9 protein-coding genes are annotated in these 12022 nt (G+C 71.8%); 1 reads left to right on the top strand and 8 read right to left on the bottom strand.

Annotated elements, in window-relative coordinates:
- Positions 1–78: 78 nt before the first annotated feature.
- Positions 79–1380: a streptophobe family protein gene (locus tag OOJ98_RS24745; RefSeq protein WP_267057219.1), complete on the top strand. Its 1302-nt coding sequence runs from the start codon at positions 79–81 to the stop codon at positions 1378–1380.
- Between the two features lie 118 nt (positions 1381–1498).
- On the opposite strand, the gene OOJ98_RS24740 is transcribed toward OOJ98_RS24745, so the two are convergent.
- From OOJ98_RS24740 to OOJ98_RS24705, 8 genes are all read right to left on the bottom strand, one after another.
- Positions 1499–2515, bottom strand: a complete 1017-nt coding sequence (locus OOJ98_RS24740) for a serine/threonine-protein kinase (protein WP_267057218.1) — start codon at positions 2513–2515, stop codon at positions 1499–1501.
- Entirely contained in the window at positions 2515–3303 is a 789-nt protein-coding gene (locus OOJ98_RS24735) for a hypothetical protein (RefSeq protein WP_267057217.1), read from the bottom strand. The genes OOJ98_RS24740 and OOJ98_RS24735 overlap by 1 nt, the downstream gene beginning before the upstream one ends.
- Before the next feature lie 11 nt (positions 3304–3314).
- Positions 3315–5684, bottom strand: a complete 2370-nt coding sequence (locus OOJ98_RS24730) for an FHA domain-containing protein (protein ID WP_267057216.1) — start codon at positions 5682–5684, stop codon at positions 3315–3317.
- 107 nt (positions 5685–5791) lie between these two features.
- Positions 5792–6466 (bottom strand): pyridoxamine 5'-phosphate oxidase family protein, encoded by a 675-nt coding sequence (locus tag OOJ98_RS24725; protein WP_267057215.1) that lies wholly within the window; start codon positions 6464–6466, stop codon positions 5792–5794.
- A complete protein-coding gene (locus OOJ98_RS24720) occupies positions 6463–7611 on the bottom strand; it encodes a globin domain-containing protein (protein WP_267057214.1) in 1149 nt (382 codons plus the stop codon). The genes OOJ98_RS24725 and OOJ98_RS24720 overlap by 4 nt, the downstream gene beginning before the upstream one ends.
- A gap of 331 nt (positions 7612–7942) precedes the next feature.
- A complete protein-coding gene (locus OOJ98_RS24715) occupies positions 7943–8134 on the bottom strand; it encodes a hypothetical protein (protein WP_267057213.1) in 192 nt (63 codons plus the stop codon).
- A 111-nt stretch (positions 8135–8245) separates the two neighbouring features.
- Entirely contained in the window at positions 8246–8377 is a 132-nt protein-coding gene (locus OOJ98_RS24710) for a hypothetical protein (protein WP_267057212.1), read from the bottom strand.
- Between the two features lie 16 nt (positions 8378–8393).
- Positions 8394–11636 carry an RHS repeat-associated core domain-containing protein gene (locus OOJ98_RS24705; RefSeq protein WP_267058225.1) on the bottom strand — a complete coding sequence of 1081 codons (3243 nt, stop codon included), beginning with the start codon at positions 11634–11636 and terminating at the stop codon, positions 8394–8396.
- Positions 11637–12022: the final 386 nt, after the last annotated feature.

The following is a 12022-nucleotide window of genomic DNA, read 5'->3' as shown; positions in this document are numbered from 1 at the left end:
GGTTTCCGGGAGCCCGCAAGCCGACGCGGTCGGCCCTCCCGACGGGCGGGCCGGTCCGGCGCTGCTTAGCGTGACAACGTGAGCGAGCAGACACCGCATCGGCGGGCAGCGGCACCCCGCGCGGAGCAGGGCCGACGGGCACCGCACGGCTGGCCCCACGCCCTGGTTGCCGTGCTCGCCTCCTTGGTGGCCATGGCCGTCGTCGCGGGGCTCGGGCTATGGGCCGCGGGCGCGGCCGACCTGCCCGGCGGGGCGTTCCCGAGCGTCGTGGCGGCCGTCGTCGTGATGGCGGCCGGGGGGTCCGTCGGGCTCTCCGGTGACGCCGGGGCGATCGCCGAGACGAACGCCGGGCTCTCCGTGCTCCCGCTCTCCGTCAGTCTCGCCGGGGCCCTGGCGATCGCCGCGGGATTCCTCCGGCCGCTGCGGCACCGGGCCGTCGCCGGTACGAAGGAACTCGCCGGCTGGGCCGCCCGGATCGCGGTGCTCTGGCTCCTGCTCCTCCTCGGCCTCGGCCTGCTGGCCCGGCACCGCTTCGCGATCGGGCTCGGGAACAACCCGGCCGGCGACATCGGCGACGCTCTGGACGCCTCGCCCAAGGTCGGGTTCGAGACCGACGTGCCGCTGACGCTCGTCTTCGGACTGCTGTGGCTCGCGGGCGTCCTCGTCGTGGCCGTCCTCGTCTCGCGCCGGGCCCCGCTCCCCGGCCGTCTGCTGCGCTTCCAGGAGTCGGTACGTCCCGCGGCCTTCGCCATGGTGGTCCTGCTGCTGTCGTACGTCGCCCTGGGCCTGGTCGCCGGCCTCGTCGTGGCCGTGACGCGGGGGCATGCCGCCGCGACGTTCGCCGTGCTGCTGCTCGGGCTGCCCAACCTCGTCTGGCTCGCCTTCACCCTCGGCCTCGGCGTCTCCTGGGAGGGGCGGGTGGACGGACCGTTCGGTCTTCCCATGCCGCAGGTCCTCAGCGAGGTACTGCGCACCCCGGCCGACTCCACGCTCAGCCTGAGCACGCTCGCCGACCACGACGGCCGCGTGTGGTGGCTGCTGGTCGTCGCGGCGGCCTTGACGCTGGGCGCCGCGTTCCTGATGGCGGCCCGGTCCCCGGCGCGGGTACGGGTCTGGCAGCACGCCGTGCACATGGCGGTGGCGCTGACGCTCACGGTGCTCGCCGTGTGCCTCCTGGCCGGCGTGTCCGCCCACTACGGCCTCTCGCTCCTCGGCATCGGGGATCTCGGCGGAGGTCTGTCCGGCCTGGTGGAGCTGCGGCCCCAGCTGGGGCGGGCCCTGGTCCTGGCCGTGGCCTGGGGTCTGGTCTCGGGGCTCCTCGGCGGGGTGTTCGCGCGCCGGGTCCACCGGCGGGGGAAGGTGGAGGCGGGCCCCGCCTGAGCCGGGCGCGGGTCCTGCCTGAGCCGGGCGCGGGTCCTGTGTGCCGGGCGCGGGTCCTGTGTGCCGGGCGCGGTTCCCGCCTGAGCCGGGCGCGGGCCCTCCCTGAGCCGGGCGCGGGTCAGCCGGCCAGGCCGCGGAAGACCGGCCGGGCCCAGCGGGGCGGCTCGGGAGGCGCGCCGGGCTCCGCCGCCCCGCCCACGACCTGGCGGTCCACCCGCGTCGGAGCGTGGCCCGCCGCGGCGCCGCCCGTGGCCGCGGCCCGCAGCGCGGCGGCGAAGGCGAGGCAGGAGCCGTACCGGTCCTCGGGACTCTTGGCCAGCGCCCGCGCGAGGACCGCGTCGAGGGCGGCGGGGACACCGGGCCTCTTCTCCGTCAGGCGGGGCGGCTCGTCGTACTGGTGGGCCCACAGCAGCGCGATGTCGTCGTCGCGCTGGAATGGCGGCCCGCCCGCCATGGTCTCGTACACGACGCAGGCGAGGCTGTAGACATCGCACCGGCCGTCCACCGGGCGGCCCGAAATCTGCTCCGGGGCCACGTAGTCGAGGGTCCCGACGAACTGGCCCACCGTCGTGAATCCGGTCAGCGAGAGCGACTTCTTCGTCAGGCCGAAGTCCGTGAGGTAGGCGTGCTCCGGGTGGTCGCTGTCCGTGCCCTTGGCCACGAGGATGTTGCCGGGCTTGACGTCGCGGTGGACGAGCCCGTGGTCGTGTGCCGCGTCGAGCGCGGACGCGACCTGCGTGGCGATGCGGAGGGCGGCCTCGACGGAGAGTGGGCCGGCGTCGTCGAGCAGGTGGCGCAGATCGCGCCCGGGGACGTACCGCATGGCGATGTAGAGCACCCCGTCGGTCTCGCCCGCCTCGAAGACGGGCACGATGTGCGGGTGCTCGATCGCCGCGGCCACGCGTGACTCGTACGTGAAGCGCTGCCGGAAGGTGTCGTTGCGTGCGAGCTCGGGGGCGAGCAGCTTGAGCGCGACGGTGCGGTCGAGGCGCAGATCCTTGGCGCGGTAGACGACGGCCATGCCGCCCCGGCCGATCTCGCCCTCGACCCGGTATCCCGCGATCTGCTGTCCGATCAGCTCGGAGGGCCGCCCGGAGTGCGGGCTCGTGCCGGGCTCCCCCACGGCGCGCGCCATCACCCGTCCCCGGGCCGAACCTCGACCACCCGCGTCTCCCCGTCCCCAGGCTCAACCACCCGCGTCGCCTCCGGCCCGGCACCGTCCGGCACCGCCGGAACCACCTCCGTGAGGTCCCCACCAAGCGAGGGCGCCCCCGGCTCCACCACCCGCGTCGCCTCCGCCCCGACGGACCCCGCCCCGGCACCACCCATGCCGGTCCCCTGCTCGTCCCCGGCGGGGTCCGCTCCGGGCCCGGTCGCCGTTCCGGGCCGGGCCGCCGCGACCGCCGCCGCCGTGTCCTGACCGCCGTGGCCCTCTGCGCTCGGCACCTCCTCCGCCGCGTACGTACTGAGCCGCGCTCCGTCGCAGTACACCCAGCGTTCGTGTTCCGCGTCGTACAGCCATACCGATTCGCCGTCCACGACGATCCCCACCCGCACTCCGCGGGTCCGGCGCCGGAAGGACTCCCCGTCGGTGGTGCCGCCCGCCAGGTCCTCCGCCGCGCGCCGGTAGCCGGCGACGGCGTCCTCGGTCCTGGCGAGGAGGGGGCGCGGGTCGGCCGTGCGCGTCAGCGGGCCGCCCGCGCCCGGCGGGTCCCGCGGCACCGCGATCAGGAGCCGGCCGTCGACCCACGCCGACCAGCCGTTGGCGCAGACGATCCGGCCCCAGTCGCCGAGCCGGTCGACCAGTTGCACGGGAAGCAGCGCGTCCAGCGGCGTCGTGGGACGGTCCACGTCCGGCGCCTCCCAGGCGGGCAGCCCGTCCTGGGGGACGACATGTGTGGGGCGGAAGTCCGCAGGGGTCATCGGCGGCACTCCTACTTCCGCATGACCGCGGGTTCGTGGCGGCGCAGGAGCCGCGCGACGGCGTATCCGAAGACGGCCGACAGGACGACCAGCATGCCCATGTTGAGCAGCCAGACACCCGCGGAGTGCTCGAACAGCGGGTCGGTGGTCAGCTCCCCCGGGACGATCCTGCCGAGTCCGATGGTCCCCGCCATCCCGCCCAGCGCCCAGCGCGACGGCACGAGCCATGCGAGCTGCTCGACACCGGGCACCCCGTTGAGTTTGAGGAGTGCGCCGCAGAACACCACTTGGACGATGGCGAGGAGCACGAGCAGCGGCATCGTCACCTCCTCCTTGCGCACCAGCGCCGAGACGAGGAGACCCAGCATCATGGCGGTGAACGCCAGCAGGGCCACCGCCAGGATGACCTCCACCAGGGGCGGCAGGAGCACGCCGTGGCCGCCGGGCGCGTTGAGGTCGACACCGAGCAGGGCGACCAGGGTGAGGACGACGGCCTGCAGCACGGTGATCGTTCCCAGGACGACGACCTTGGACATCAGGTACGCCGAGCGGGAGAGCCCCACGGCCCGTTCTCGCCGGTAGATGACGCGCTCCTTGACCAGCTCGCGGACGGCGTTGGCGGCGCCGGTCAGGACTCCGCCCACGCACAGGATGAGCAGCGCGTTCATCGCCGTCTCCTGCGTCAGCCGGCTGCCCGCGAGGGCGCGCGCCATGGCTCCCATCACGAACGGCAGCGCGATCATGATCGCGAGGAACGTCCGGTCCGCGCCGAGGGCTGCCGCGTACCTCCGTACCAGGGTGCGGAGTTGGGACCCCCAGCTCTGCGGCTTCGGCGGCGGAGCGAAGGAGACGGGCGCGGGCGCGCCGGCGGGCGCGAGGGGCCCGGGGAACGGCTGCACGGAGGAGTTGGCGATGTACTGCTGGTGGAACGGCGAGTCCCGGTAGTCCCGGGCCCACTCCCGGTCACGGTCCCCTTCGAACGCTTCGAAGGCCTCCGGCCACTGCGTGAAGCCGAAGAACGACAGCGCGTCGCGCGGCGGCCCGTAGTAGGCGATCCTGCCGCCGGGGGCGAGCACCAGGAGCCGGTCGCACACGTCGAGGCTGAGCACGCTGTGCGTGACGACGACGACCGTGCGGCCGTCGTCGGCCAGGCCGCGCAGCATGTGCATCACCGAGCGGTCCATGCCGGGGTCGAGTCCCGACGTCGGCTCGTCGAGGAAGAGCAGCGACGGTTTGGTCAGCAGCTCCAGTGCCACGCTCACGCGTTTGCGCTGCCCCCCGGAGAGGCTGTGGATGGGCTGGTCCACGCGTTGTTCCAGGCCGAGTTCGCGGATGACCTCGTCGACTCTGGCCCGGCGTTCCGCCTTCTCGGTGTCCTGCGGGAAGCGGAGTTCGGCGGCGTATCCGAGGGCGCGGCGCACGGTCAGCTGGGCGTGCAGGATGTCGTCCTGCGGTACGAGACCGATGCGCTGGCGGAGCTCCGCGTAGTCGCGGTAGAGGTCGCGGCCGTCGTAGAGGACGGTGCCGCCGTCCGCGGGGCGCAGCCCGGTGAGGGCGTTGAGCAGGGTGGACTTTCCCGCGCCACTGGGCCCGACCACGGCGAGCAGGCATTTCTCGCCCACCGGGAAGGAGACCTGGTCGAGGAGGGTCTTGCGGCCCCGGTCGACGGTGACCGTCAGGCCCTGGACGTCGAGCGACACCTCGCCCGTGTCGACGTACTCCTGCAGCTCGTCACCGACGAGGCAGTAGGCGCGGTGGCCGACGCCCACGATGTCCCCCGGCGCGACGGGGGCGCGGGCCACCGGCTGGCCGTTGAGGTAGGTGCCGTTGTGGCTGCCGAGGTCGACGATCTCGTACGTGCCGTCCGCGAGGACCCGCAGTTCGGCGTGGCGACGGGAGACGACCAGGTCGTCGATGACCACGTCGTTGTCGTCGGCGCGGCCGATACGGACCGTGCGGGCGGGCAGGGGGCGCACGGTCGTCGGCCGGCGGAAGGTGCCTGTCGCCGACGGCATGCTGACGCAGGAGGGGCGCTCGGCGGGGGCTCGCTCGGGAGGAGCGCGGCCCACCAGCACCGCGCGGGGGCCGTCGGTGACGTTGCCGAAGCGTATGACGCTGCCCGGCCCGACGTCCCACTCCTGGATGCGCCGTCCCTCGGCGTACGTGCCGTTGGTGCTGTGCTCGTCCTCGATCGTCCAGTGGTCGAGCTCGGCATGGAGGACGGCGTGATGCCACGAGACGCGGGTGTCGTCGAGGACGATGTCGCTCAGGGGGTCGCGGCCCACGTGGTAGTCCCGGCTCGGACTCATCACCGTGGAGCCGGTGTCGGTCTCCAGGACGAGTTCGGGCGGGTCCGCCGCACTGGGCCGCCGCTCTCCCATGACGTGAATTCTACCTATGAGCCCCTTTTCCCGCCTGGGCGGAGGCGGGAAAAGGGCTCTCGGTCAACAGGAGCACCGGGGCGGGCACAGGGCGGCCACCGGGACCGTCACCAGGACGGGGCTCCCTGGCCCACCCCGGGGGCGCCGTCGCGGTGGTGCTGCGCCTCTGGGGCGAACGACGGCTCCGGCAGGCCCGTACAGACGAAGTAGTCGCTGTCCTTGGGGCGTTGGTCCGCCGCGTGGCGCCGGGGGCGCGAGGCCGGTTCGAGGTGGGGGATGTGCTTCGAGCAGTGGACGTAGGCCTCGTGCACCGTGATGTGGACCCACAGCTCGGGCTGGCGGCCCGGGGCGGAGTCGAAGGGGATGGGAGCGTGGGTGATACGCGGGTCGTCGGGGGCCAGCAGGCCGGCCGTTCCGTTGACGTGGAGCCCTATGTGGTGATGGGTGAAGTCCATGAACAGCAGGCCCACATGCGGGTTCTCCGCGATGTTGCCGGCGCTCGCCATGACACCGTTCCCGCGGTATTCGGGGTAGGTCAGCGTGGCCTCGTCGAGGACGGTCAGGAAGCCCGGCGGCCCGGCTCTGAAGCTGGAGTCGCAGCGGCCGGCCGCGTCCGCGGTGGAGAGGAACACCATCGACTGGCGCCCGATGAAGTCCCGCATCGCCGGGGTCAGCACGGGATGCACCTGGCGGGAGTAGAACGAGTTCGCGCGCTCCGCCGTGCCGAGGTGGGCCTGGAGGGCCCGTTCGCCTGGGGAGGGTATGGGGTACGGGCTGGTCACAACGCTGAGTGCTCCTGGGAATCGCGCACTGGGGCGAGGGGAGTGTTGAGGACCGGGACGTCGAGCGGGTCGTGGTGGATCCGGGCCGGGGGGACGCCGCCGCTCATGAGGTTGTGGGCCGCGGAGGTCACCATGTCGGGCGGACCGCACAGGAACGCTTCGTGCTGGTCCCAGGGCCCGAACTCGCGCAACACCTGCGGCAGGCTTCCTTGCCTGCCCACGATGTGCTCGTGGGAGACGGCCGCGCGGACCGACAGCCAGTGGTGGCGCTGCGCCATGCGGAGCATGTCGTCGAGGCCGTACAGCTCGTCCGCGGTGCGGGCGCCGATGAAGAGGTCGACGTAGCGGCCCATGCCGGTCTGCGCGGCCTGTTCCAGGATGGCGCGGATGGGGGCGAGTCCGGTGCCGCCCGCCACACACACCAGGTCGCGGTCCTCGGCTGCGTCCAGGGCCATGGCCCCCTGCGGCGGCCCGAGTCTGACGATGTCCCCCACGACCGCGCGGTACACCAGGGAGTTGCTGACCACTCCGCCGGGCACGGCGCGGATGTGGAAGGTGAGGCTGTGATCCGGCCTGGGCGCGTTGGCCACCGAGTAGTGGCGCCAGGCCAAGGGTCTCCACGGCGTCTCCATGCTGACGTACTGGCCCGCGGTGTACGGGTAGACGTATTCGGGACGCACCGTGATCTCCGCGATGCCGTTGCCCCGGGGCAGGTGACTCACGATCTGCGCCCGCCACGCGGCGGGGCGTATGCGGCTGTCCTCCTCGGCCGCGCGCACCATCACGCCCGCCGCCGTGTTGTACGCCTTCGCCCATGCGGCGGCCATCTCGGGTGTCCAGTCGGGGCCGGCGTACCGGCCCAATGCCGTGAGCAGGCATTCCCCCACCGCCGGGTAGTGCGCCTCCAGGGCTCCGAACTTGCGGTGGTCACGCCCCAGAAGGGCACAGAACCGGACAAGGTTGTCCGGGTCGTCGGCCAGCTCGATGATGCGCAGCAGACCTCGTAGCAGCCGGTCGCGCTGCACATCCATGTCGGCGGGGAAGAGCGCGCGGACCTCGGGGTAGCGGGCGAAGAGGATGGCGTAGAAGTACACCGTCACATCCCCGGCCTGCGGCTCGACCACGGCGAGACCCGCGCGTATCAACGCGACTTCCCGGTGGTTCAGTGGCGGCGCGTTGGTGGGGGATGCCCCTGATGCCTCGGATGCCGGTGGCTGTGGCTGTTGGCTCGGCCGGGCAGCGGTGGGGTATTCGGGGTCGAGCGGCGGCGTGGGGGCCGTCCGCAACGATCGTCGGGACACAGAGTTGTCGCAATCTCAGAGACCGCCCGTTCAGGGAAGCAGGAACGGCGGGTGGGCAGGGGCGCAGTGGGTCGGGCGGCTCACCTTCATGTCGAGAGGGATGACACGGACGGCGATCATTGTTCCCCCGTATCGCCGCGCCAGACAACCGTCGTCTCGCGGGAGGTGCGGGGAACTAGCCGACGATCCCGCACGCGTACAGCGCCCCGGCGAGTGCGATCAGTGAGCCGATGACGCGGAACGCCACCACGTTGGACGGGGTGAAGGCGCGCCCCGCGCGGGTGCCGCCGAAGGTGGCCAGGCGGGGGGCGAAGACCGCGGCGACCAGACCGCAGGCCAGGAGGAGGACTCCCACGAGGATGTGCATCGGTCACCGTTCCGGGGTCGGGGTCGGGGTCGGGGTCGGGGCTGGGGCTGGGGTTGGGGTACGAAAAGACGGTGGGGCGGCCCCCGGTCCGGGGGCCGCCCCACCGCGCGCCTAGCGGCGTCTCTTCAGGAAGCGGACGACGAGGAAGACCCCGACCAGCGCCGCCACCGCCAGGAACGCATAGGGGAACCAGGGCGGGCCGTCCGGCCGGTCGCTCTGAGCCAGCGCCACCAGGTCGTCCATCTCGTCACTCTCCTTCTCAGAACGTGTACTTGGCGCTGGCCGAGCACTTCCCGCTGTCGCCGCCGGTGCCCACGCTCTCCGAGCCGTCCGTGGCCACCGCGAGCTCCGCGGGGCCGAACCCGCAGGCCACCTCGCCGGTGAGGCCGGAGCTCGCGCTGCCGGACGCGAGGCTCGCGTCGGTGCTCACGCCGGGTGTTCCGGCCCCCGCGGAGACGTAGGGGTGGAGGCTGCCGTCGTCATTGATGCTGATGCCCGCGCCGAGGCACAGCACGTCGCAGGCTTCGAAACCCAGGTCCAGCGAGAGCAGCCCGCGCGGGTCGATGCGGTTGACCGGGTCGCCCTCGGCGTACAGGTAGGGGTTCTTCTCCTGGCCGGAGGGGTCGGGCTGGGTGAAGCGGCCCACGTTGGGGTCGTAGTAGCGGGCGCCGAAGTGGTAGAGCCCGGTGGGGTCCTGGTGGCCGCCGGCGAAGCGGTACGGCTGCGGGACGGCCTCGGTGGTGGTGCGGGACACCCCGCGCGGGCTGTACGTGTACGTGTTGACCTTGGTGCCGGCCTCGTCGGCGAGGGCGGTCACCGAACCGAGCGCGTCGGTCAGGTAGTAGTAGGCCTTGCCCCCGGTCGTCATGGAGTTCAGGGTGCCCCCGGGCTCCCGGTTGAATCCGGTGTCGACGCCGCCGGTGGTCTCCGCCGAAAGCCCCAACGGGCCGTTGTGGAAGGTGGTTTGACCCAGCTTGGTGCGCTCGGACTGGTCGGTGGAGGCGTACTGCCCGGCGTAGGCGGTGCCGCCCACCGTGAGGGACTTCAGCTGCGAGTAGTCCGACCACTTCTCCGCGGTGCGGGTGGACTCGGGCGTGGAGGCCCCGGCCGTCTCGTTGCCCGCCTTGTCGTACGACCAGTTCGTGGTGGAGCCGTTCTTGCCGGTGATCTGCTGCGCGTCGTTCACCGTGTAGGTGGTGCCGCGCGGGCAGCCGGGGTCGGTGCCCTGCGAGGTGAGGTTGCCGGCGAGGTCGTAGCAGTACTGCCAGGAGGAGTTGAGGGTGCTGCCCTTCTCCTCCTTCGCGTAGGAGAAACGGCCCGCCACGTCGTAGGTGTACGTCGTCTTGAGTCCGGCGAGGACATCGGTCGCGGTGCGGATCTTCGTGCCGTCGGTGGCGCCGCCGGTTCCGTAGCCGTAGGTGTACGTCAGATGTGTGAGGGTGCCCTTGGGCGAGGTGGTCTTGATGGTGGTGGGCCGGCCGGACGCGTCGACGTCCACGCTCTGCACCGTGTTGCCCGGGTAGGTGGTGCCGGTCCGGGTGTCGTTGTTGTTGTACCCGTAGGTCGTCCTGCGACCCGCCTGGTCCTTCAACTCCGTCAGCCGATTGGCCTTGTCCCAGGTGTAGTCGATGACACCCGACGGGTCGGTGTAGGTATCGACGTTGCCGTTGGCGGTGTACGCCAGGACCGTCTGCGAGCCGTCCTGGAGGGTGCGGATCGTCTCGCGGGACAGCGCGTCGAACTGGTAGGTCTGCGTGCCGGTGCGGTCGGTGCGCGAGGTCAGGTTGCCGTCGCCGTCGTAGACATAGGTGACGGTGTCGTAGCTCCCGGTGTCGACCTTCTTCACCCGGTCCCGGTCGTCGTAGGTGTAGAGGGTGGTGACACCGCGGCCGTCCTTGGAGTCGGTGACCCGGCCCAACGCGTCGTAGTGGTAGGTCACTCTGCCGATCTGGGTGGGCGGTGTCACCGCGTCCAGGTTGCCGTGGGTGTCGTAGTGGAACGACGTCACCGAGTTCTGCGTGCCGCTCATCTTCGTGGTGGCTTTGCACCGCTGGCCCTGGAAACCGCCGCACGTCGCGGTCGCCGGGTTGTAGTCGATGCTCGCGGAGCCACCGCCGGTGCCGCTCTGCGCCACGGAGATGGTGTTGCCGGCCGTGTCGTACCCGTAGTCCGTCTTGTCGCCATCGGCCGAGGTGGCCGAGGCGGGCACGTCCCGGCCCGCCTTCGTCGACCAGCCCGCCACCGCGGACGTGGCTCCCGTGGGCAGCTTCGCCGAGGTCGGGTTGCCGCGCGTGTCCCAGCCATAGGTGGTCACGTTCCCGGTACCGGTGCCCACGCCCATCGCGTCCGTGGCGGTCTGCGTCAGATGCGCCTTGTACGACTTCGACCGCTCATGGCCGAGCGCGTCGGTGACCTTGGTGACCTCGCCGTCCCCGTCGTGCTGGAACGTGGCCGCGTTCAGGAGCGGGTCGGTGACCGTCGTGGTGCCCGCGGCCAAGCGGCTCGACGTGTCGTAGGAGTAGGTGTAGGTGGGGGCGTCACCGCCGGAGCCGCCGACCGCGACGTCGCGCCGCATCGAGGTGACCCGGTTCTCCGCGTCGTAGGTGAACAGCGTGGTGCGCGCCTCGGGCGTCGTCACCTTGATGATGCGCCCGTCCTCGTCGTAGTCGTACGCCGTGGACTTGTTCCCGGTGTCCCAGGACCGCACGAGGCGGCCGGTCGCGTCGATGTCGTACGTGACGGTCCGTCCGCTGTTGTCCGTGGCGGTCCACAGGGTCGCACTCGTCCTGACGAGGTCGACGGTCCGCCCGGAGCGGTCCTCGGTCAGCTTGAACCCGGCCGTGTAGCCGTCGGCGTCCTGGTGGGCCGCGACCGAGATCGTGCCGTTGTTGCGGTCGGTCACCCTGGTCAGGGCACCGCCCGCGCTGTAGGTGTCCTTGGAGCCGGACTTGCGGTCGGTGAGGGTGTAGGTGCCGTCGCTGTTCTTCTTCAGGTCCTTGCCGTAGCCGTCCGGTGTCGCGAACGTGCCGTCGGCGTTCTTCGGGAAGTCGACGGTGGCACCGGAGGAGTCGTACCAGATCACGTCGTTGGTGAACCAGGTGTCCAGGTGGCGTTCGTACCCCGTCCACCAGGGCTCGGCGACCTGGCCGATGGGCCCGTCGAAGGAGTTGTACGTGCGGGTCAGCTGGAGCGCGTCACCGACACCGGCGATGTCGAAGTCGGTGGCGGCCAGCATCAGGTTGCCGGTCGAGTAGTCGACGCGCCCGACGAGCGAGTCGGTGATGCGGAAGTCGAATATCTGGTGCCAGGGAACGTCGCCCTGCCCCTCCGGCACGTACACCTTGACGGCCGGAGCAGCGGCGGCGCCCTGTGGCGCCAACGCCGTTGCGCTGTGCGCGAGTTGGGCCTTGCGACGCGCCTCCCACTGGCTCCGCCCGGCGCTGGGCGCCGCCTTGCGCCGGTTCTCCGGCGGCTTGTTCTTCCCCACCTTCACCGCGGGCATGGTGGCGCGCGTGGCGGTGTGGCCCCACGCGGAGACGGGTGCGGGCGCGGAGCCCGTACCGGCCAGGGCCGGCAGGGCCGAGGCACTCAGTCCCAGCACGGTGACCGAGGCGAGTACAGAGGTTCTCCATGAAGCGCGCGCATGCCGAAAGGGCATGCCGAAGGCACGTGAACGCACGATCTTCCCCCGTCAGGAAGTCAGGCCGGCAGCCCCACTGGCCACCAGGAGCGCACACGTTCGCACAGGATCCACACAGAACCGCCGCTCCTTCCCCGGAAATCGAGACGCATCCCCGCCGAAACAAGCCCCTCCGCTTGCGCCGGTGCGCACCGGCCGAAACTGGACGGGGAAACGCAATGTGGCGCGATCTCCTCCGCCCCGTGCGC

This window comes from Streptomyces sp. NBC_00083, from assembly GCF_026343295.1.
In the GTDB taxonomy this organism is placed as follows: domain Bacteria; phylum Actinomycetota; class Actinomycetes; order Streptomycetales; family Streptomycetaceae; genus Streptomyces.
This window is presented reverse-complemented; position numbering and strand designations above follow the sequence as displayed.